This window comes from Gordonia terrae (assembly GCF_051789125.1).
Classification (GTDB): Bacteria; Actinomycetota; Actinomycetes; order Mycobacteriales; family Mycobacteriaceae; genus Gordonia; species Gordonia terrae_A.
Genome location: NZ_CP196526.1, coordinates 1,868,610 through 1,890,370 on the forward strand (window position 1 = coordinate 1,868,610; position 21,761 = coordinate 1,890,370).

The following is a 21,761-nucleotide window of genomic DNA, read 5'->3' on the forward strand; positions in this document are numbered from 1 at the left end:
AGTCCCGTGGTTGTGCGGATGCTCTCGCAGGTGTTGGGAAACAGAGCGATCGGTCGGCTCCGACGGAGCGATCGATCGGCATTCTCGCCGATTGTCCGACACGATCTCTCTTCGCCGATTCGGCGGTGAGAGTATTTCTCAATACAGCCGACATGAATGTCACATAAGTTGTCCGCCAGTCTGTTTCGAAGTCGGAGCACATAGTCGGCCGAGGGTGTCCCACGCGCCGGTCGTTGTTCGGAATGGGTTTCGCGTACTGGGTTGACGGAGGTCTCGACGAGGGTGTGAGGGGGCCGCCGATAGGCGGTTCGCGGTGAGTAGGATCACGACTTGAACTGTTCGGGACACGATGGTTTCGGCGTCATACACAGAGCGCCGGCTCCGGGATTTCGGAAGGTTTGTTCGCGCGATCTCCACCGCGATTGTGCGAATCGCTGAGCACGCGCCGGACCGGCGCAGGCGTGAGAGAAAGAGAACACCACGATGTTCGACAAGGTTCTGGTCGCCAACCGCGGGGAGATCGCCATCCGTGCGTTCCGCGCCGCCTACGAGCTCGGAGCGCGGACGGTTGCGATCTTCCCGTACGAGGACCGCAACTCCGTGCATCGGCTCAAGGCCGACGAGTCCTACCAGATCGGTGTACCGGGACATCCGGTCCGGGCCTACCTGTCCGTGGACGAGGTCGTCAGTGCGGCCGTCCGTTGCGGCGCCGACGCGATCTACCCCGGATACGGATTCCTGTCCGAGAACCAGGGCCTGGCCGCGGCGTGCGCGGAGGCCGGGATCACCTTCGTCGGTCCGAGCGCCGACATCCTGGAGATGACCGGCAACAAGGCGACGGCGGTGGCCGCGGCGAAAGCGGCCGGAATCCCGGTTCTCGCCAGCTCGGAACCGTCGTCGGATCTCGACGAGTTGCTCGCCGCCGCCGAGGACATGCAGTTCCCGGTCTTCGTGAAGGCGGTCGCAGGCGGTGGTGGGCGCGGCATGCGCCGCGTGGACGACCGTGCCGACCTCGCCGAGGCGATCGCGGCGGCCTCCCGCGAGGCCGAGGCCGCGTTCGGCGACGCGACGGTGTTCCTCGAGCAGGCCGTGGTCAACCCGCGTCACATCGAGGTCCAGATCCTCGCCGACACCCAGGGCAACGTCATCCATCTCTACGAGCGGGACTGCAGCCTCCAGCGCCGGCACCAGAAGGTGATCGAGCTGGCCCCGGCCCCGAACCTCTCCGATGAGTTGCGTGAGCGGATCTGCGCCGACGCCGTCGCCTTCGCCCGCCACATCGGCTACTCGTGTGCGGGCACGGTGGAGTTCCTGCTCGACGAGCAGGGCCGGCACGTCTTCATCGAGATGAATCCGCGCATCCAGGTCGAGCACACGGTGACCGAGGAAATCACCGACGTAGACCTCGTGAGTTCACAGCTGCGGATCGCCGCGGGTGAGTCGCTCGACGACCTGGGCCTGAGTCAGGACATGATCCGCATCCGTGGAGCCGCCCTGCAGTGCCGCATCACCACCGAGGATCCCGCGAACGGTTTCCGGCCCGACGTCGGGCGGATCACCGCGTACCGCAGCCCGGGGGGCGCGGGCGTGCGGCTGGACGGGGGCGCCACCCTGGGCGCCGAGGTCAGCGGTCACTTCGACTCGATGCTGGTCAAACTCACCTGTCGCGGAAGGGATTTCCCGACCGCGATGCGTCGTGCGCGGCGCGCTGTCGCCGAGTTCCGCATCCGCGGCGTCGCGACGAACATCCCGTTCCTACAGGCGGTCCTCGACGATCCCGACTTCCGCGCGGGACGCGTCACCACGTCCTTCATCGACGAGCGGCCGGAGCTGCTGACCTCGCGCTCGTCTGCGGACCGGGGCTCGCGCATCCTGTCCTTCCTCGCCGATGTCACGGTCAACAAGCCGCACGGTGAGCGGCCGACGACGGTGTACCCGCGCGACAAGCTGCCCACCGTCGAACGCTCGGTGCTCGCCTCACCGCCGAATGGTTCGCGGCAGCGTCTGCTGGAGCTCGGCCCGGAGGGGTTCGCACGCGACCTGCGGGAGAATCCGCGCCTGGGCATCACCGACACGACGTTCCGCGATGCCCACCAGTCGCTGCTCGCGACGCGTGTGCGCACCAACGGACTGCTCAACGTTGCGCCGTACGTCGCCGCGCTGACTCCGGAGCTGCTCTCCGTCGAATGCTGGGGCGGCGCGACCTACGATGTGGCACTGCGCTTTCTGAAGGAAGACCCCTGGGATCGGCTGGCCCAGTTGCGCGAAGCGATCCCCAACATCTGTCTGCAGATGCTGCTGCGCGGCGCCAACACCGTGGGTTACACGCCGTATCCGACGAAGGTGACGACCGCGTTCGTGTCCGAGGCGACCGACGTGGGTATCGACATCTTCCGTATCTTCGACGCGCTCAACAACATCGAGGCGATGCGCCCGGCGATCGACGCGGTGCGGGAGACCGGCACGGCGGTCGCCGAGGTGGCGATGAGTTACACCGGGGACCTGTCGAATCCGGCCGAGGACCTCTACACCCTCGACTACTACCTGCGTCTGGCCGAGCAGATCGTCTCCGCAGGCGCGCACGTCATCGCCATCAAGGACATGGCCGGCCTGCTGCGGGCCCCGGCGGCGACGACGCTGGTCTCGGCTCTGCGCCGCGAGTTCGACCTGCCGATCCATGTGCACACCCACGACACCCCGGGCGGCCAGCTCGCGACATACATGGCCGCATGGCAGGCCGGGGCGGATGCGGTAGACGGCGCCAGTGCCGCGCTGGCGGGCACCACGAGCCAGCCCGCGTTGTCGGCGATCGTGGCCGCGACCGCGCACACCGAGCGCGACAGCGGGATCGACCTCGCCCGCGTGTGCGATCTGGAGCCGTACTGGGAGGCGCTGCGCAAGGTGTACGCCCCGTTCGAGTCCGGACTACCGGCGCCGACCGGCCGCGTCTACTCGCACGAGATCCCGGGCGGTCAGCTGTCGAATCTGCGTCAGCAGGCCATCTCCCTCGGCCTGGGCAACCGGTTTGAGGCGGTCGAGCAGGCCTATGCCGCAGCCGATTCGATGCTGGGCCGGCTCGTCAAGGTCACGCCGTCGTCGAAGGTCGTCGGCGATCTGGCGCTCGCACTGGTCGGGCGCGGGATCACCGCGTCGGACTTCGCGGCCGACCCGGCGTCGTATGACATCCCGGACTCGGTGATCGGCTTCCTGCGAGGCGAACTCGGCGACCCGCCCGGCGGCTGGCCGGAACCCCTGCGCACCCTCGCGCTCGAGGGCCGGGCACCTGCACCGGAGGTCGTCGCACTCTCCGCCGATGACGAGGCCATCCTCGACAAGCCGGGCCGGGATCGTCAGGTCCGCCTCAACCACCTGTTGTTCCCCGGCCCCGCCAAGGAGTTCGAGGAGCACTACGAGACCTACGGGGACACGTCGAGTCTCTCGGCCAACCAGTTCTTCTACGGATTGCGCTACGGCGAGGAACATCGCGTCGTGCTCGAACCGGGTGTCGAACTGCTCATCGGGCTCGAGGCGATCAGCGAGCCCGACGACCAGGGTATGCGCACCGTGATGTGCGTCCTCAACGGGCAGCTGCGGCCGATCGCCGTGCGCGACCACGCCGTCGATTCGGCGGTGGCGGCGGCCGAGAAGGCCGACCGGTCGAACCCCCACCACGTCGGTGCGCCGTTCGCCGGGGTGGTCTCGCTGTCGGTGGATGTCGGTGACGATGTCGCCGCCGGGGCCACCATCGGCACCATCGAGGCGATGAAGATGGAGGCGGCCATCACCGCGCCGGTGGCGGGCAAGGTCGCCCGGCTGGCGATCGGACAGGTCACCCAGGTGTCGCCGGGCGACCTGCTGATCGAGATCCGCTGAGCATCCGGCGGCGGGGTGGACGCCCCGCCGCCGGTCAGCTCCCGCGATACGTCGAGTAGGCGAAGGGGCTCAACAGGATCGGCACGTGGTGGTGGCGTTCGGCGTCGTCGATCTCGAAGCAGATGTCGATCTCGGGATAGAAACCCTTGATGTCGTTGTCGGCGAACCAGTTCCCGGTGTCGAAGACCAGGTGATAGATCCCCGGGACGAGCGTCTCGGTGTTCACCGCCCCGATGCGACCGTCGGAATCGGTGGTGCCGGTGGACAATTGCGTTCCCGATGCGTCCTGAAGCGACACCTCGAGGCCGGCGGCGGGTGAACCCGACGTGGCGTCGAGAACGTGGGTGGACAGTCCGGTCATCTCGGAACCCCTTCATCGGCGATGCTCTCGGTCGACAGCATACGGAGCAGCCGGGCGCGGTTGATCTGCGCGAGTTCGCCGCGCAGGACGCGCCGCTCCGTGGCGGCGTCGTTGGTCATCCGGTCGTCGAGGATGGCGAGCAGGTCCTCGGCGGACCGGCCGTTCGCGAAGACCAGATAGACATGCCCGAACCGCTCCTCGTAGGACGCGTTGCGCTCCCGGAGTTCGGCGAGCACCGAGTCCGCGGCATCGGCCACCCCGGACTGCTCACGCGCCGACGAGGCGTTGTCCGGCCGATCGCCGATCCGCGGGTGGCCGGCGAGTGCCTCGTCGATGTCGGCCTCGGAGAGCTCGGTGAGTGCGCTGTCGGCGGCATCGAGCAGTGCGGCCTCATCGGCAAAGGGGCGCGCGCCCAGCATGCGCTCGACCCAGCCCGTCGAGGAGCAAATTGAGCGCAGTGCCGACCGGGCCGCGTCGTCGTCCATCTGGTTGAGCCGCATGGGGACCAGCCTAGGAGAGCGGGGCCGAGTCGTCGCGTGGACATCCGTCGAGTGGAAGATGGAGCGATGAGCGACGCCACCGGGACCGCATGCGGGGATCGGTCACCGGACCGGGTCCTCGGCGTGGTGCTCGCGGCCGGAGCCGGGACGCGATACGGCGAGCCGAAGATCCTGGCGCACGGGGGAGAGTGGCTCGAGCGCGCGGTCGTGGCGCTGCGTGACGGTGGATGCGACGACGTCGCGGTGGCCATGGGAGCCGCGATCGTCGACCCGCCTGCCGGGGCCGGGGTGCTGACCGTCGACCGGTGGGCCGACGGAGTCGGTACCACGGTGTCGGTGGTGCTGCGCAACGCACGGGAACGTCCGGGGACCGCCGGGGTCGTTCTGCACGTCGTCGACACGCCCGATGTCGGCGCCGACGTGGTGGCCCGGGTCGTCGCGGCCGGCCGACACAGGCGAGATTCGTTGGCACGCGCGGTCTTCGACGGACAGCCAGGCCATCCGGTGTACCTCGGTGCCGATCATTTCGGTCCCGCGCTCGACGTGCTCGCGGGTGACAGGGGCGCGCAGGGCTATCTGCGCGGTCGGGACGTGACCGTGATCGAGTGCGGGGATCTGGCGTCGGGGGTCGACATCGACGAGCGGCCGACCCTGGACTGACCGACTGACGTAGCCGATTCGAGACCTTCTCGTCGCCTTTCCGGTGCACGGTGATCGCACGTGGGACATCCGTCCATGTCTAGGGTGCACACATAGCCGGGTAACGGACCGCACTCCCGAAGCGGGTGATCACCGTGGCGCTTGGACGACGTCGACGCCTCTCCGTGATGCTCGCCGGGCTCCTCGTCACCGCCGGACTCGCCGCCTGCGGCGGTGCCCCGGCACCCGAGGACCCCGCCCGGGAGCACGCCGTCGCCGACGCGCACACACCGCCCGGCTTTGACACCACGTTCCGGTGGACCGCGACCGCCGACCTGGACCCGACGTCGGCGGAGGGCACGTTCATCCGGGCATTCGTCGAGTCCTTCGAGCTGGCCAACGCCGGGCGGTCGACCGACTGGGGGTATCCGGGTTTCGTCGACGCCGCACCGTCGAACATCGCCGAGATGGTCGTCGCCTATCCCGCTGATGTCGCGGCTCACCCGGAGGCGGGGACGGCCTTCTACCGCGGCCTGCGCCGCGTCGACGACGAGGGGTCGGTGCGGATCGTGTTGTGCCGACACGGTTTCCGATCTGTGCTTCAGAACGATCGCTGGACCGTCGGGTACGACACCCCGCGGCCGGTCGAGATCGACATCCGGCGCACCGGGACCGAGCCCGCACCCGCACCCAGTGGCAGCGAGCGACTGCCCGGCGCCGACGTCTTCGGCGGGTGGTACGCGTCGCGATACGATTTCGCGGCGCTGTACCCTACGCCCACCCCGGACCAGAAGGCATGTGCGGCAACGACACCCGTGGACATGCCACACTGGCTGCCGACGTCGGGGAGCGATCCGTGGCCCACGATGCCACCGGTCCCCGGGTGGTCCGCCTACCCGGGCGCCGGTTGAGCGGACCGGAGGTCAGGGCAGCGCATCGAGCAGATCGTCGAGATGGACCGGGAGATCGCGGACCCGCACCCCGGTGGCGTTGTGAATGGCGTTGACCACCGCGGCGGCGCTGCCCACGATGCCGATCTCACCGGCCCCGCGCGAACCCATGGGCGTCGCGTACTCGTCCGGATCGTCGAGCCAGAGGGCATCGACGTCGACGATGTCGGCGTGAACCGGGATGTGGTATTCGGCCAGATCCTGGGTGACGATGTGCCCGAACCGGTGGTCGCGGACGCTCTCCTCGTGCAGTGCCATCGAGATGCCGAAGGTCATGCCCCCGATCAGTTGTGATCGCACGGTGCGCGGGTTGATGGCGCGCCCGATGGAGAAGACCCCGAGCATCCGCGGGATGCGGATCTCGCCGGTGTCCGCGTCGACCCGCACCTCGACGAAGTGCGCCCCGAACGATGCCGCGGTGACCTTGTCGAGGTCCGGGTTGTCGGCGGCGTCCGCGCTGAGCTCGGCATCCTCGGGTGGGTCGTCGCCGAACCGTGCGCGGAACTGGTGCGCTGCCGTGACGATTGCCGAACCCCACGACGAGGTGCCCGACGAACCGCCGGCGACGGTGGCGCTCGGTAGGGAGCTGTCCCCGATCTCGATGTCGACGACGTCGGTGGAGACCCCGAGGGCGTCGGCGGCGATGAGCAGAAGGGTCGTCCACGCCCCGGTCCCGATGTCGGTGGCGGCGATCCGGACCGAATACCGGCCGCCGGCGAAGTGGATCGACGCCGTGTTGCCCGGGTTGACCATGTGCGGGTACGTCGACGCCGCGACCCCCAGGCCCACGAGGTGATGCCCGTCGTGGTGGGTACCGGGTCGTGGACGTCGCCGGTCCCAGCCGAACCGTTCGGCGCCCACGCGAAGGCACTCCACGAGCTGCCTCGACGACCACGGCTTCCCGGTCTCCGGGTCCTCGGGCGGTTCGTTGCGCAGGCGCAGCTCGATCGGATCGAGATCGAGGGCGTGGGCCAGCTCGTCCATCGCGACCTCGCCGGCGAACATCCCGGGGGCCTCGCCGGGTGCACGCATCCAGAACGGCACCGGGACGTCGAGGGGGACGACGTGGTGGTCGGTGCGTCGGTTCTCGGCCGAATACATGCTGCGCGAGGTCACCGCGGCCTGTTCGGCGAACTCTTTGGCGTGCGCGCTGTGCGTGTGCGCCTCGTGGACCAGGGCCGTGATCCGGCCGTCGGCGTCGGCGGCCAGGCGGAGGTGCGACCGGGTCGGCGCACGGTGGCCGACGTAGGCGAACATGTGCTGGCGGGTGACGGCGAACTTGATCGCCCGACCCGGCAGCTCGAACGCCGCGAGCGCGGCCAGCACGTCATGGGAATGCGGTGAGCCCTTGGAGCCGAATCCGCCGCCGACGTGTGGTGCGAGAACTCTCATCTGATCCGGCTCGAGACCGAGAATCGGTGCCAGTGTGGAGACCACGCCCTGCGTCGACTGGGTCGAGTCGTGCAGCGTGAGAACCCCCGGGTCCGGCTCCCAGCGCGCCACGACGGTGTGTGGCTCCATCGGGTTGTTGTGTTCCTCCGGCGTCGAGTACCACTCGTCGACATGCGCCGCGTCCGGTGAGAGGGTCGCCAGGACGCGGTCGGGATCGCCGTCCTGCGAGGAGGGTTCGAACCCGCCGTTGACCTGCTCGGGGCGGTAGCTGTCGGGATGGTCGGTGCGGAACTCGGTGTCGTGGGCGCTCTGCTCGTAGGTCACCGTGACCGAGCCGGCGGCCTCACGGGCCGTCTCCGGCGTTTCCGCCACCACCGCGCCGATGAGTTGTCCGCGGTAGGAGACCTCCGGTGACTGCAGGATGGTCAGGTCGCCGTCGGAGGTGTCGGCCAGGCGTGGCGCGTTCTCCGCGGTGAGCACGAGGAGCACACCCTCGGTGGCCTGCGCTGTGGCGGAGTCGATCGACGTCACCCGCCCGCGGGCGATCGTCGCGGTGATCGGCCACAGGTACACGGCATCGGAGACGTGCTCGTAGGCGTAAGGCGCCGTGCCGCGGACCTTGGCGACCCCGTCGATGCGCGCATGGGAGGTGCCGATGGCGCTCATCGTGTGCTCAACTCACGCAGAGTCGCCACGAGCGTCCGGCGGACGAGGGGGACCTTGTAGGCGTTGCCCTCGAGCACCTGGGCGTCGGTCAGCTCGGCATCGGCTGCGGCGGCGAACAATTCGGGCGAGGGGCGGTTGCCGCGCAGTACGTCTTCGGCGCGTTCGGCGCGCCACGGCTTGTGGGCGACTCCGCCGAACGCGATGCGCGCGTCGTCGATCACCTCGCCGTTCATGGTCAGTTCGGCGCCGACGGAGACGAGCGCGAACGCGTACGACGCCCGATCGCGGACCTTGCGGTACGTGGAGACGGCACCAGGGCTCGGCGCCGGGATGTCGACCGCGACGATCACGTCGTGCGGTTCGAGCACCGTGTCGCGGTCGGGATGTTCACCGGGCAGCCGGTAGAGGGCGCGTACCTCGAAGTCGCGTTCGCCGTCGGGTCCCTGGACGACGACCCGCGCATCGAGAGCGGTGAGCGCGACAGCCATGTCCGAGGGATGGGTCGCCACGCAGTTCTCGGACGCGCCGAGGATGGCGTGATACCGGGTGTACCCGCCGAGGGCCGAACAGCCCGACCCGGGGGAGCGCTTGTTACACGGGGTGGTCACGTCCTGGAAGTACACGCAGCGTGTCCGTTGCAGCAGATTGCCGGCGTTGGTGGCGAGATTGCGTAATTGCGGGGACGCGCCCGACAGCAGAGCACGGGAGAGAACCGGGTAACGACGCCGTACGAGCGGATGCGCCGCAGTGTCGGCGTTGCGCGCGGTCGCCCCCAGCCGGAGTGAGCCATCCGCCTTCTCGCCGATCTCGTCGAGCGGTAGTCGGGAGATGTCCACGAGCGCAGGCGGATCGGCGACCCCGAGCTTCATGTGGTCGACGAGATTGGTGCCGCCGGCGAGCAGTTTGGCGCCGGGGTTGTCGCGGAGGAACTCCACGGCACCGGTCACGTCCCGGGCGCGTTCGTAGGTGAAGGGGATCATCGGCCGGCCACCTGACGGATGGCGGCGAGGATGTTGGGATATGCCGCACACCGGCAGAGGTTGCCGCTCATCCGTTCTCGTATCTCCTCGTCGCTGAGCGGATCAATGTCCGCCTCCGGGTCGAGTTCTTCGGTGACATGGCTGGGGTCGCCACGCTGTGCCTCGTCCAGCATCCCCGCCGCCGAGCACACCTGACCGGGAGTGCAGTATCCGCACTGGAACGCGTCCTGCTCGATGAACGCGCGGTGCAGCGCGTGCAGATCGTCGCCGGCGTCGTCGTCACCGCTCGGGGCCTCGTCGCCGCGGAGTCCCTCGGCGGTCACGATCTCGGCACCCTCGTAGCTCACCGCGAACGACAGGCAGCTGATCACCCGGCGTCCGTCGACGAGCACGGTGCACGATCCGCACTGGCCGTGGTCGCACCCCTTCTTCGGGGAGTAGATACCCAGACGGTCACGGAGTCCGTCGAGCAAGGTTGTGCGTGTGTCCACGCGGACGTCGTGGTGCACACCGTTCACGGACAACGAGACCCTGGATTCCACAGCGGGGGTGGTACCCGGACAACGGACGGGTAAACCACGCCGGCGTCTGGAACAATCGGCGCAATGGCCCCCTCGAGACCCAGAGTCGTTGTCATCGGTGCCGGATTCGCGGGCATGCACTGCCTCCGCCGGCTCAAGAAGGAGCCGGTCGACGTGACCGTCGTCGACCGCGGGACCAGTCACCTCTTCCAGCCACTGCTCTACCAGTGCGCCACCGGTCTGCTGTCCGAGGGCGCGATCTCCAGCCCCGTCCGTCACCTGACCCGGCGGCACCCGAACCTCGACGTGGTCCTGGGGGAGGCGTCGGGCATCGACACCGAGGCCCGCGAACTGACCATCGACCGGATCGACGGGTCGTCGTTTGAGCTGTCCTACGACTACCTCGTCGTCGCCGCCGGGATGCGCACCGCCTATCGCGGCAACGAGGAGTTCGCGGCATACGCGCCCGGGATGAAGACCCTGGACGACGCCCTGTCGATCCGGCGCAAGATCATGGCGGCGTTCGAGATGGCCGAGACGATCACCGACCCGGACGAGCAACGCGCGTGGCTGACGTTCGCCGTGGCGGGCGGAGGGCCCACGGGGGTCGAACTCGCCGGGCAGATCCGGGAGGTCGCGACGCTGGCGCTCGAGCGCGAGTTCGATGCGATCGACCCGGCGCAGGCGCGGGTTCTGCTGCTGCACGGCGGGGACCGGGTCCTGCCGTCGTTTCATCGGCGGTTGTCGGCGAGCGCTCAGCGCACGCTCGACGATCTCGGGGTGGAGACCCACCTCGGGGTTCATGTGACCGGTGTGGGAGAGGACTTCGTCGAGACGACCCGCAAGGCCGACGGGGACAAGCAGGTCTATCGCGCGCGCACGACCCTGTGGACGACGGGTGTCGAGGCGGTCCCGTTCGCGACCACGCTCGCGAACGCGCTGGGCGTCGAGCAGGATCGCGGGGGCCGCATCCCGGTCGCGGCGGATCTCTCGGTGCCGGGCCACCCGCACGTCTTCGTGTGCGGGGACATGAGCTCGTACCGTGATCTGCCCGGTGTCGCCGAAGTGGCGATGCAGGGGGGCCGCCACGCCGGTGCCGTCATCGCCGAAACCGTTGCCGGACAGGCTGACCGGTCACCCTTCAAGTATCACGACCTGGGCACCGCCGCCTACATCGCGCGTCGGCACGCGATCGTGCAGTCGGGGCCGCTCCAGCTGTCGGGTTTTCTCGGCTGGCTCGCGTGGGGCGTCATCCACATCGCCTTCCTGGCTGGTGTCCGCAACCGGATGGGCACCGTGATGACGTGGGGCGCAACACTGCTCACCGACAGCAGGCGCGAACGCGCGATCACCTACGGCGATCCGGAGACGGCGAGGCAGCCCTACGGGCAGTGACGGGGTTGATTCGGCCCGCTCGCTTCGCTCCCGGCGCCGGGAGCCGGCCGAGTTCCCTCGAACGCTTGTCCGTGACCTCCCCGCCTGGTATCCAGAGTAGAACACGTTCTAATTCTGACCGGCGAGGAGTCCTCCATGCACACCCCGATCTGTGACGAGCTCGGTATCGAGTTCCCGATCTTCGCGTTCACCCACTGCCGCGACGTGGTGGTCGCGGTGAGCAAGGCGGGCGGATTCGGCGTGCTCGGCGCGGTCGGGTTCACCCCGGAGGAGCTCGAGATCGAGCTCAACTGGATCGACGAGCACATCGGCGACCGTCCCTACGGCGTCGACATCGTCATCCCGAACAAGTACGAGGGCATGGACTCGAACATGTCGGGCGAAGAACTCGCCAAGCTGCTGCAGTCGATGGTCCCCGCCGAGACACTCGACTTCGGTCGCAAGCTGCTGCGCGACCACGGCGTGCCGCTCAACGAGGACAGCGACAACTCCCTGCAGCTCCTGGGCTGGACCGAGGCCACCGCCACCCCGCAGGTCGAGATCGCACTCCAGCATCCCAAGGTCACCCTGATCGCGAACGCCCTCGGCACGCCGCCCGCCGACATGATCGAGAAGATCCAGTCCGCGGGTCGCAAGGTGGCTGCCCTGTGCGGATCGCCGAAGCAGGCGCGTAAGCACGCCGACGCGGGCGTCGACATCATCATCGCCCAGGGCGGCGAGGGTGGCGGTCACTGCGGCGAGGTGGGTTCCATCGTGCTGTGGCCGCAGGTCGTCAAAGAGGTTGCGCCGGTGCCGGTTCTGGCCGCCGGTGGCATCGGTAGCGGTGAGCAGATCGCGGCGGCCCTGGCGCTCGGCGCGCAAGGTGCGTGGAGTGGTTCGCAGTGGTTGATGGTCGAGGAGGCGGAGAACACCCCGGTCCAGCAGCAGACCTACATCGAGGCCTCCAGTCGCGACACCGTGCGCAGCCGGTCGTTCACCGGCAAGCCGTGCCGCATGCTCCGCAATGACTGGACCGAGGCCTGGGAGGACCCGAACAACCCCGATCCGCTGGGAATGCCGTTGCAGTACATGGTCTCCGGCATGGCGGTCGCGGCCACGCACAAACATCCCGACGAGAGCATCGACGTCGCCTTCAACCCGGTGGGACAGGTGGTCGGTCAGTTCCGCAAGGTCGAGAAGACCTCCGCGGTGATCGAACGGTGGGTCACCGAGTACATCGACGCGACGAGCAGTCTGGACGCGTTCGCCAACGCGAACGCCTGAGGCGTCGACGGTGGCGATCTCACTCGGTGAGGTCGCCGCCGGCCGCTCGCCAGCCGATGAGGCCGCCACTCATGTTGACGGCCTCGAAGCCGTTCTCCACGAGGAGATTTGCTGCACCGGCGGATCTGATCCCGCCGGTGCAGAACGCTATGAGCAGGGTGTCCTCGGGGAGTTCGACGCATCGCTGCGGAAGGACCTCGAGAGGCATGTGTACCGAACCCGGGATGTGGACGCGGTTCCATTCGAAGTCGCGTCGAACATCCACGACGACAGCGCCGGCGGTGACCAGGCGAAGCGCCTCGGCTGCGGGCACGGTCGGAGGACGGCGGAGATAGTGGCGAACCTTCACAACCTTCAGTCTAGCTGAAGGTTGTGGGCGGTCAGGTACCGGTCACGGACGCGAAGTGCGCCGCGAGTGCCGCGGTGAGCCCGGGGAGGCGCTCGGCGAATTCGGCGTCGAGGCGGGTGACCTGCTGGGCCGCCCGCTCCAGAAGGTCCTCGCCGGCCGCGGTGATACCCAGGGCCGATGCGGCGCCGGCATGTGCCGTCCGGTCATCGACGAGTCCGGCGTCGACGAATCCCGAGACCGCCGTGTGCGCGCTCTGCACAGTGATCCGCGAGCGCCGGGCCAACTCGCTGAACGAGATGCCCGGCGTGCCCCGGATGTGGCCCAGGAGGCCGTACTTGCGCGGGGTCAGGCCGAGCGGTGTGAGCGCCGCCGCCAGCTCGGCCTCCCAGACGCGCCCAATCGTGAGCAGTGTGACGGTGGGACTGAACGGCGGCGGCTCCGGCATGGGGGCAGGCTAACAGCCACCCGGACAGAGATCACCGGCGTCGGGCGTTCACCGCAGTTGCGCCATCACCTTGCGAGCCGTGGTGATACCGGATTCGATGGCGCCGTCGACGACCACGCCGTTCCAGCCCTTCGCGAAGTCGGCGCCGGCGAAGTGCAGACGCGTGGTGGAGTCGTGGAAGTGACTCCAGCCGTTGAAGAACTGACCCGACTTGAGCGTCGCCCAGGTCTGGCCGGACCACGGATCGGCCACCCAGTCGTGACCGCCGCAATCGATCACCGTCAGGTCGTTCCGCCACACATCGACCGCCCTCTGCGCCGAGGCGACGTCGTCGAGGTCGATGGCCGTGTGGTCGGACCCGAAGCCCACCAGGATCGTGGCGTCCTCATCGTCGAGGAAGTACTCGCTGCGCAGCAGCGAGATCGGATGCTGTCCGGGCGCTCCGGCGATGACGGAGTGGTGACCGGCGACCTTGATCCAGATCTTGAAGCCCACCGAGTTGGTCCCGTCGGCGATGAGTGCGGTCTGCTCGGCCGACAGGGCGGGGCTGAAGTCGATGGTGCGCAGTGCGCCGATGGGTGCGGTGACGATCACCGCGTCAGCCGCGACGACCTCGCCGGTCGCCAGTGTCACCCGGGCGCCGCCGGGATCGTGCGTCACCGAGCGGACCGGGGTGCCGAGCACGATCTCACCGCGAAGGTCGCCGGCGATCGCCTCGTAGAGGCCTCGCATCCCGTTGGTGAGTTTGAATCGCAGGGTCTGCTCGTCCATCAGAGCGCTGCGGTGGTCGCTCAGAGACGCCCAGTGTTTGGCCATCAGCGGGGACGCCGTGGCCGTCGGGCCCTGGTACCCGGCCGACCAGTACGAGTCGGCGAGGTCGATCTCCTCGCGGGTGAAGTCGCCGTTGTGCAGGCAGTCGAGCACGCTGCCCTTGTCGGCGGCGAGGAAGCGTTCCCGCAGTTCGGGATCCGTGTCGGGGTCGCGGAGGATCGCGAGCGGGTCGTGAGGGTAGGGGAAGAACTCGCGTGAACCGTCGACGATGGTCTCCTGCAGCCGTGACAGCTTGGTGTCGAGGTCGTGCTCGGTGCCGGAGTGCACGACGCCCTCGCTCACCCAGTACGCCGACTCGATGTCGGGGCTGGGGTAGATCGTCTGCGCGTACCGGGTGATCTCGGTCCAGACGAACGGTTGCATCCAGTGCACCCAGGTGGCGCCCATCTCCAGGGCATGGCCGCCCAGACGTTCGTCGGTCCACGCGCGCCCGCCGATGCGCTCGCGTGCCTCGATGACGCGGACGTCGACGCCGGCGGCCTCGAGCTCGCGGGCCGCGGTGAGGCCGGCGAAGCCCGCGCCGATGACGATGACGGACGGACGTGGTGATGGGCCGGGATCCGTAGCGCGGGAAACGGACGCGGGGCCGGCGGGTCGGGGATCGGGGGACATGACTGCTCCTTGACGATGGCAGGAAGGTTACGGGGTGTCAGAGCACGACGGTGACGGTCTTGGGCTCGGTGTAGGCGAGGATGCCCTCGTACCCGAGCTCGCGACCGATCCCGCTCGCCTTGACACCACCCCACGGGAGTTGCGGCGCCAGCGGCGACCAGCCGTTGATCCCGATCGCTCCGGCGTCGATGCGCGCGGCGACGGTGTGGGCGCGGGACAGGTCGGTGGTCCAGACGGTCGCCGACAGTCCGTACTGGTTGTCGTTGGCCAGTGCCAATGCCTCGTCGTCGGTGTCGAACGGGATGACCAGGCCGACGGGTCCGAAGATCTCCTCGCGGGCGACGGTCATGTCGTTGCGCCCGGCCAGGACGGTGGGTGTCACGTAGAACCCGGCGGAGTCCGGTGCCGCACCGCCGCTGACGACCTCGGCACCCTCGTCGACGCCGGTGTCCAGGAGGGCGAGCACCCGGTCCCGCTGGCGGGCGTTGACCAGCGGCCCCATCGTCGTCGACGGGTCGAACGGGTCGCCGAGTACCTGTGCCTGCGCGGCACCGGTGAGCCCGTCGAGGATCGCGTCGTAGACCTTCCGGTGCGCGAGCACGCGGGTTCCCGCCGCGCAGACCTCGCCCTGGTTGAAGAACATGCCCATCGCGCACCCCTGGACGGCTGCGTCGAGATCGGCGTCGGCGAAGACGATCTGCGGCGCCTTGCCGCCCAACTCGAGTGCGGTGCGCCGGAACGTGTCCGCGGAGTCACGCAGGATCGTGCGACCGGTCTCGGTGGAGCCGGTGAAGGAGATCTTCTTGACCCCGGGGTGGCGGGACAGGGCGGCGCCGGCCACACTGCCGATGCCGGTGACCACGTTGACCGTTCCGGGCGGGAAGCCGGCCTCGTCCACGAGTTCGGCGAGGCGGAGCACCGACAGCGAGGCGTCCTCGGCAGGCTTGATGACCACGGTGTTGCCTGCGGCCAGGGCGGGTGCCAGCTTCCACCCGAGGATCATCAGCGGCGCGTTCCACGGGATGATGGCACCGATCACGCCGATCGGTTCGCGCCGCGTGTATGCGTGAGTGGGGACCGGTCCGCCGAGGTATCCGTCGTTGGCGATGAGTTCGCCGTTGATCTTGTCCGCCCACCCCGCGTAGTAGCGAAGGGTGGCGATCAGATTCGGGATCATCAGTGCCGAACTCATGCCGAGTGGCCGCCCCATGTCGAGCGACTCGAGCGCGGCGAGTTGCTCGATGTCTCGCTCGACGAGGTCGGCGAGCCGGTTGAGCAGCAGACCTTTACGGGACGGGGCGAGGGCGCCCCACTCGCCGCGGAAAGCCGACTGCGCGGCGGTGACCGCGGTGTCGACGTCGGCGGCATCGGCCGATGCGAGCTCGGCAAGTGGTTGTCCCGTCGCCGGATTGAGGGTCGTGAACGTGGCGTCTGAACTGTGCCAGGTACCACCGATGTACAGACCGGTGTGCAGGTTCGAGATGTCGATCATGGTGAGTTCGCTTTCTGTGCAGGGCTGGACTGGTCACGAGGTGGATGCGGCCGGGGTGTCTCGGCGCGCCGGCCGACGCCAGCGGCCGATGGATGCGCCGATCACGAAGACGGCGGCGATGACGAGCAGGAACACGGTGGCGAGGATCTGCGATCCGCTGATCAGCGTGGTGAAGTTGGCGACCACGAGTGCGGTGATACCGAGCAGTCCGACGGTGCCCAGGGCCGGCGCGATCCTGGTGTGCCACAGCCGGTTATCGGTGGAGTTGCGCCGGAACCAGACGATGATCGCGATGCTGGTGAGCACCATCAGCACCAGGATGCTGACGATCGCGACACCGGCCATCCAGGTGAACAACTGCAGCACGGGATCGGCACCGGCCACGGCGAACGCGCCGACCAGGATGAAGGCGGTCAACGTCTGCACCACCGAGCCGACGTGGGGCGAGCCGTGGCGGCCGTGCACGTCCATGAGTCGGCGTGGTGCGTACCCGGTCCGCGACAGCGCGAAGGTGTACCGCGCGATGGCGTTGTGGAATGCCAGCAGGGCGGCGAACAGGCTCGTCACCAGCATCACCATCATGACGTCGGCGGCGACGCTCCCGAGGAAGGTGGTGGTGGCGACGAAGGTCAGATTCGCCGTATCGGCCTGCGCGGCGGCCTGCACCTGATCCGAGCCGAAGGCGAGCACCACGGCCCAGCTCGCCGCGGCGTAGAGGATTCCGATGGTGCCCACGGCGACGTAGGTCGCGATCGGCACGGTTCGCCTCGGATTGCGGGCCTCCTCGCCATAGATGGCCGTCGCCTCGAAGCCGACGAACGAACCGATCGCGAACATCAGCGCGATGCCGGGTGAGCCCGACAGGAATGCCGACGGCGTGAAGGACACGACGTCGACGCCGTGCGCGCCACCCTGTGCCAGCACCGCGACCGTCAACGCGACGATCAGCGCGATCTCGGCCACGAGGAGGACGCCGAGCACCTTGGCGCCGAGGTCGATGCTGCGATAACCGAGAACGGCCACCATGGCCATCAGCACGAATGCCCACAACCACCACGGCAGGTCGGGACCGCCGAATCGGAGAACGACGTCGCGCATGGTGGACGCCGCCAGGCCGTAGATGGCCGCCTGGATGGTCGTGTAGGCGAGCAGGGCCAGCGAGGCCGAGCCGACGCCGGCGCTGCGGCCGAGACCGTGGGTGACGTAGGCGTAGAAGGCGCCGGTGTCGGTCACCGAACTGCTCATCGCCGCATAGCCGACACTGAACACCAGCAGGACGGCCGCGGCCACGATGTAGGCCGTCGGGGCTCCCGCGCCGTTGCCGATCGCGATCATCACCGGCAGCGAACCCGCCACCGCCGTGAGCGGTGCGGCCGCCGCGATGACCAGGAAGACGATTCCGGAAACACCGATCGAACCCCTGAGGGCTGATCGGGCGGGAGCCGACCTCGGATGGGTGGTGTCGACCATGGCGAGCTCTCCTGTCGGTTATGGTTCAACGAACGTAGAACCAAGAACTGTGATGGAGGCTACATCCGGGGTACGCGCGCGGGAAGCGGAACGAGGGTCGGTAAAACCTTTACCCGGGGTGGATCCGAGGCAGGGAGGTGTGATGCCACGACTGGTCGACCACGATGAGCGCCGGCGCGCCATCGTCGCTGCCGCGTGGCGGCTGCTCGCCACGCGGGGAGTCGACGGGATCAGCATGCGGGATCTCGCCACGGAGGCCGGGTACACCAACGGAGCGCTCAGTCACTACTTCGCGGGGAAGGACGAGATCCTCCGCACCGCATACGAATACGTGATCGAGGCGACCAACGCCCGGATCGAGGCGGCGACACGACGCCGCACGGGGAGCGCGGCGCTGCGGGCGATGTGTCAGGAGCTGATGCCGATGACCGACGAGGCCACTCTCGAGGCCCGGATCGCCATGTCGCTCTGGCAGCGAGCGATGACCGACACCGTGATGGCCGAGGTGAACAACGCGGCGGTCGCGGAGTGGAAGGCGCGGATGGCGCAGTTGTGGACCGAGGCGGTGGAGGCGGGTGAGCTACCGGCCCGCGACATCGGCGTGGGTGTCGAACTGCTGATGACGACCATCTTCGGGCTCCAGGTGACGGCGGTGCTGGACCCGGTGACCACGGCGCCCGCCGACCAGATCCGACTGGTCGACGCGATCCTCGACGTCACCTCCTGACGAGGTCACACCACGATGGTCGACCGTCAGGAGACCGATCCGGACGAGCCGGTCGCGAGCGGGAGGGTCACCCGGACCGCGGTACCCGACGGTTCGTTGGGCAGGTAGCTGATGGTGCCTCCGTGGCGTTCCACGATGTGCTCGGAGATGATGAGTCCGATGCCCGAGCCGTCTTCCTTCGACGAGAACGCACCCGTCGACAACCGATCGGCCGGGATACCCGTCATGCCCCGGCCCTGGTCGCAGATCCACACGAACGCTGCCCCGTCGGCCTCACCGGTGCGGACGGTGAGCTCCTTGACCTCGGTGCTCGGCCGGACGATCTCGTCGAGCGCGTTGACACACAGGTTGATGATGACCTGCCCGATGAGGACGTTCTCGCCCTGGACCGGCAGGTCGCGTTCTGGGATCTCGGCATACACACGCACCCCCTGCTCGGCAGCGCGCAGTCGGACGAAGTAGAGGCTCTCGGCGACGGTCTCGTTGAGGTCCATCAGGGTGGTCGTGCTCTCGATGCGCCGCACGTACCGTTTGACCGAGGCCACGATGCCGGCGGCGCGGTGCAATTGCTTCTCGATCTGGTCGATGCCATAGGAAAGACTGCGGGCGTCGACGGTCTCGGCGGACACGCGCGCCTTCAGGCCACTGAGATAGTTGGTCGATGCTGCCAACGGCTGGCCCAGTTCGTGCGCGAGGATCATCGCCATGTCGCCCATGGCGTGGTAGCGACTGAGGTACTGGAGATTGGCCTCCTGGTAGGCGTTTCGACGCTCCCATTCGACGCGGTCGGTCACGTCACGGACGGTGAGGACCCGCGAACTGATGCCGTCATGCGCCACGATCTCGAGTTCGCCGGCAAGCCAGACGGTGCTGCCGTCGTCCTTGGCGATCTCCTGCTGGATCTTCACCGAACCCGACCCGCCGACGAGACGGTCGACGACGAGGTCGCTGGTCAGGCGGGGTTCGCATCGGCCGAGATCCTCGAGGTGCACACCCGACAGCTGGGCGGGGGTCCGGCCGAACAGCTGTGCGGCCAACGGCGAGATGTCGTCGATGCAGTTGTCGTCGTCGAGCACGACGATCCCGGCGGACGTGTGGGTCATGATGCGCTGCAACGACTCCGAGACCCAGTGGAGCTCCTCCTGGAGTTCCACCTCCTCGGAGATGTTGCGGAACTCGACCATGACCACGGGTCCGTCCTCGCAGCGAACGAGGGTCGCGCGTGCATCGGTGAGGAAGTCGGTCCCGTCCTTAGCGCGGTACTTCCACTGTTTGCGGCTGGAGCCGTGGACCACCGCTGACTGCAGCCAGGCGACCCCGACCTCGCGGCGGTACTGACGCTCCTGCGCACTCATGTGGTGGGCCTTGAGCGGTTTGAGTTCTTCCAGGGTGAACCCGAACATGCGGCACGCCGCCGGATTGGCCCACAGGATGTTCTTCGAACTCGCCTCGTGGATGAGGATTCCGGTGCCGGTGTGGAGGATCATCTGCTCGAAGTCGCGACGAGCAGGGAACATCGCCATCACCTCACCTTCGCCATGGTCCAGCATCACCGTCGCCACGATGCCACGCAAGTAAGGAATTGCTTACCCCTGGCGCGGAAAATCCCGATACCGCCCGGTCGGCGGCGTCCATAGTGTTGCGGTCGAGATCGAGAGTCGAATCCGAACGGAGACAGCAATGACCGCGGAGAGCGTGACCGAACGGGTGTGTGCGGAACCGGCGGGACCGGCGCGGGATGCCGCGTTCGATCATGCCCTCGACGTGCTCCGCGACCGCCGCGACGAGTTCAACGCGCAGCGGTTCGTCCCGCGCGAGTACATCGCGCTGCTCAAGCGTGCGGGTATGTACCGCGCGTCGACGCCCGCGGTGTTCGGCGGGGAGCCGATGGCGCCGGCGGACTTCATGTCCCTCGTCGAGCGCGTCTCCGCGGTGGACCCGGCCACCGGGTGGGTGTCGAGCTTCGGGTCGTCCCTGGTGTACTTCGCCGCCCTGCCGGCCGAGACGCAGGCGAAGATCTACGCACACGGCCCCGACATCGCCTATGCCGGTGGACTCTTCCCGATGCAGGAGGCGCAGAAGGTCGACGGCGGCTACGTGTGTTCGGGCCTCTGGCAGTTCGCGAGCGGCTGTCGCGGCGCCGACATCATCGGCATCGGCCTGGCAGGCGGTCCGGAGACCGGCGGCAAACCGCTGACGGCACTGGTCGATCCGGCCGAGGTCGAGATCGTCGACAACTGGGACGTCGCGGGGATGCGGGCGACCGGCTCGCACGCGGTACGTGCGGACCGGGTGTTCGTGCCCGAGGAGATGACCTTCGTCCGCGGCGGTGCGCCGCAGATCGACGAGCCGTTGACCCGCTATCCGGCGCTGTCCTACGCCGCCCAGGTGCTCGCCGTCGTCACCCTCGGTGCGGCGCGCGGTGCACTCGATTACGCCGTCGAGGTCGGTGCGGCCCGCACCTCGATCACCGGCGGCACGAGCAAGGGCAACCGTCCCGCCTACAAGTCCGCGATCGCCCGCGGCGAGGCCGAATTGCGTTCCGCCCGTGCGTTCTTCTACACCACCACGGACGAGGTGTGGTCGAAGGCGCTCTCCGGGCAACACATCTCGACCGACGACCAGGCGCTCCTGCGGCTGAGCGCCACTCACGCCGCCCACGTGGGACGCAGTGTGGTGCAGCAGGTGTTCGACATCGCCGGCACCGGAGCCATCTACGAGACGCACCCGCTGCAACGGTTCCTGCAAGACGCGCTGGTGCCCGCGCAGCACGCGATGCTGCAGACCAACACCTACGAGGCGGCCGGGGCGCTGCTCCTCGGCCTCGACGCCGGGATCCCCAGCTTCCCCTGAACGCCGACATCCAGCCATCACGACCGCCGACATCACCACCCGCGAGGAGTGCAGATTCCATGACCGACGAACCGTTGCGCACGCTGTTCTGTGTGGGGAACAACCAGAACTTCTTCGACCTGCCCAAGGCCGACATCGGTCCGGTCTGGGAAGCGACCATGGAGTTCCTCACCAGCCTGAAGAATCTCGACGGCGTCGAGATCATCGGCACCTTCGACGACGACGCACACATGGTCGGCCCGTCCGACGGGTGGCCGTGGACGTTCTACATCCTCGCCGACGTGCGCGACCAGCCGACGGTCAAGGCTGCCTGCAATCTGTTGCGCACCACGATGGTCGGCGAGTACGCGCTCTGGAAGTACTTCAAGGTCGAGGCGCGAATGGGCCGAGCCCTCACCATCCGCGACGACGTCACCTCCTGACGCGACACCCGACCCTGTCC

General features: G+C 68.3%; 19 protein-coding genes. 8 read left to right on the plus strand and 11 right to left on the minus strand.

Annotated elements, in window-relative coordinates:
* The first annotated feature begins 483 nt into the window (after positions 1 to 483).
* Positions 484 to 3,873, plus strand: a complete 3,390-nt coding sequence (locus tag ACSUZC_RS08485; protein WP_439032396.1) for a pyruvate carboxylase — start codon at positions 484 to 486, stop codon at positions 3,871 to 3,873.
* A gap of 34 nt (positions 3,874 to 3,907) precedes the next feature.
* On the opposite strand, the gene uraH is transcribed toward ACSUZC_RS08485, so the two are convergent.
* Entirely contained in the window at positions 3,908 to 4,234 is a 327-nt protein-coding gene (gene uraH / locus ACSUZC_RS08490; protein WP_439032397.1) for a hydroxyisourate hydrolase, read from the minus strand.
* Positions 4,231 to 4,734: a 2-oxo-4-hydroxy-4-carboxy-5-ureidoimidazoline decarboxylase gene (gene uraD / locus ACSUZC_RS08495; protein WP_439032398.1), complete on the minus strand. Its 504-nt coding sequence runs from the start codon at positions 4,732 to 4,734 to the stop codon at positions 4,231 to 4,233. Before uraD ends, uraH begins: the two co-directional genes overlap by 4 nt.
* A 66-nt stretch (positions 4,735 to 4,800) precedes the next feature.
* Here uraD and ACSUZC_RS08500 point away from each other — a divergent pair, with 66 nt between their 5' ends.
* Positions 4,801 to 5,394: a nucleotidyltransferase family protein gene (locus ACSUZC_RS08500; RefSeq protein ID WP_439032399.1), complete on the plus strand. Its 594-nt coding sequence runs from the start codon at positions 4,801 to 4,803 to the stop codon at positions 5,392 to 5,394.
* A 167-nt stretch (positions 5,395 to 5,561) separates the two neighbouring features.
* Positions 5,562 to 6,284: a hypothetical protein gene (locus ACSUZC_RS08505; RefSeq protein ID WP_439033043.1), complete on the plus strand. Its 723-nt coding sequence runs from the start codon at positions 5,562 to 5,564 to the stop codon at positions 6,282 to 6,284.
* A gap of 12 nt (positions 6,285 to 6,296) precedes the next feature.
* On the opposite strand, the gene ACSUZC_RS08510 is transcribed toward ACSUZC_RS08505, so the two are convergent.
* From ACSUZC_RS08510 to ACSUZC_RS08520, 3 genes are read right to left on the minus strand one after another with little or no spacing between them, the layout of a single operon-like run.
* Complete coding sequence (locus tag ACSUZC_RS08510; protein ID WP_439032400.1) at positions 6,297 to 8,381, minus strand: xanthine dehydrogenase family protein molybdopterin-binding subunit; 2,085 nt, start codon at positions 8,379 to 8,381, stop codon at positions 6,297 to 6,299.
* Positions 8,378 to 9,361 (minus strand): FAD binding domain-containing protein, encoded by a 984-nt coding sequence (locus ACSUZC_RS08515; RefSeq protein WP_439032401.1) that lies wholly within the window; start codon positions 9,359 to 9,361, stop codon positions 8,378 to 8,380. Before ACSUZC_RS08515 ends, ACSUZC_RS08510 begins: the two co-directional genes overlap by 4 nt.
* Entirely contained in the window at positions 9,358 to 9,903 is a 546-nt protein-coding gene (locus tag ACSUZC_RS08520; protein WP_439032402.1) for a 2Fe-2S iron-sulfur cluster-binding protein, read from the minus strand. The genes ACSUZC_RS08515 and ACSUZC_RS08520 overlap by 4 nt, the downstream gene beginning before the upstream one ends.
* A gap of 63 nt (positions 9,904 to 9,966) precedes the next feature.
* Between ACSUZC_RS08520 and ACSUZC_RS08525 the strand changes: the two genes are divergently transcribed.
* A complete protein-coding gene (locus tag ACSUZC_RS08525) occupies positions 9,967 to 11,277 on the plus strand; it encodes an NAD(P)/FAD-dependent oxidoreductase (RefSeq protein WP_439032403.1) in 1,311 nt (436 codons plus the stop codon).
* Positions 11,278 to 11,412: 135 nt separating this feature from the next.
* On the plus strand, positions 11,413 to 12,540 hold the full coding sequence (locus ACSUZC_RS08530) for a nitronate monooxygenase (RefSeq protein WP_439032404.1): 1,128 nt from the start codon (positions 11,413 to 11,415) through the stop codon (positions 12,538 to 12,540).
* A 19-nt stretch (positions 12,541 to 12,559) separates the two neighbouring features.
* Here ACSUZC_RS08530 and ACSUZC_RS08535 read toward each other — a convergent pair whose 3' ends face one another.
* From ACSUZC_RS08535 to ACSUZC_RS08555, 5 genes are read right to left on the minus strand one after another with little or no spacing between them, the layout of a single operon-like run.
* Positions 12,560 to 12,889: a rhodanese-like domain-containing protein gene (locus tag ACSUZC_RS08535; protein ID WP_439032405.1), complete on the minus strand. Its 330-nt coding sequence runs from the start codon at positions 12,887 to 12,889 to the stop codon at positions 12,560 to 12,562.
* A gap of 31 nt (positions 12,890 to 12,920) precedes the next feature.
* Complete coding sequence (locus ACSUZC_RS08540; RefSeq protein ID WP_439032406.1) at positions 12,921 to 13,334, minus strand: MarR family winged helix-turn-helix transcriptional regulator; 414 nt, start codon at positions 13,332 to 13,334, stop codon at positions 12,921 to 12,923.
* A 48-nt stretch (positions 13,335 to 13,382) separates the two neighbouring features.
* Positions 13,383 to 14,777 carry a flavin monoamine oxidase family protein gene (locus tag ACSUZC_RS08545; protein ID WP_439032407.1) on the minus strand — a complete coding sequence of 465 codons (1,395 nt, stop codon included), beginning with the start codon at positions 14,775 to 14,777 and terminating at the stop codon, positions 13,383 to 13,385.
* A gap of 37 nt (positions 14,778 to 14,814) precedes the next feature.
* Entirely contained in the window at positions 14,815 to 16,269 is a 1,455-nt protein-coding gene (locus ACSUZC_RS08550) for an aldehyde dehydrogenase family protein (protein ID WP_439032408.1), read from the minus strand.
* Between the two features lie 33 nt (positions 16,270 to 16,302).
* Entirely contained in the window at positions 16,303 to 17,739 is a 1,437-nt protein-coding gene (locus tag ACSUZC_RS08555; RefSeq protein ID WP_439032409.1) for an APC family permease, read from the minus strand.
* Positions 17,740 to 17,881: 142 nt separating this feature from the next.
* Here ACSUZC_RS08555 and ACSUZC_RS08560 point away from each other — a divergent pair, with 142 nt between their 5' ends.
* Positions 17,882 to 18,466, plus strand: a complete 585-nt coding sequence (locus ACSUZC_RS08560; protein WP_439032410.1) for a TetR/AcrR family transcriptional regulator — start codon at positions 17,882 to 17,884, stop codon at positions 18,464 to 18,466.
* Between the two features lie 26 nt (positions 18,467 to 18,492).
* Here the strand turns inward: ACSUZC_RS08560 and ACSUZC_RS08565 are convergent, their stop codons facing one another.
* Positions 18,493 to 19,983 carry a PAS domain S-box protein gene (locus ACSUZC_RS08565; RefSeq protein ID WP_439033044.1) on the minus strand — a complete coding sequence of 497 codons (1,491 nt, stop codon included), beginning with the start codon at positions 19,981 to 19,983 and terminating at the stop codon, positions 18,493 to 18,495.
* Between the two features lie 163 nt (positions 19,984 to 20,146).
* Here ACSUZC_RS08565 and ACSUZC_RS08570 point away from each other — a divergent pair, with 163 nt between their 5' ends.
* Both ACSUZC_RS08570 and ACSUZC_RS08575 read left to right on the plus strand, forming a co-directional pair.
* Complete coding sequence (locus ACSUZC_RS08570; RefSeq protein ID WP_439032411.1) at positions 20,147 to 21,319, plus strand: acyl-CoA dehydrogenase family protein; 1,173 nt, start codon at positions 20,147 to 20,149, stop codon at positions 21,317 to 21,319.
* A gap of 59 nt (positions 21,320 to 21,378) precedes the next feature.
* The gene (locus ACSUZC_RS08575) at positions 21,379 to 21,741 is read left to right on the plus strand and encodes a hypothetical protein (RefSeq protein ID WP_439032412.1); all 363 of its coding nucleotides are present in this window, start codon (positions 21,379 to 21,381) and stop codon (positions 21,739 to 21,741) included.
* Positions 21,742 to 21,761: the final 20 nt, after the last annotated feature.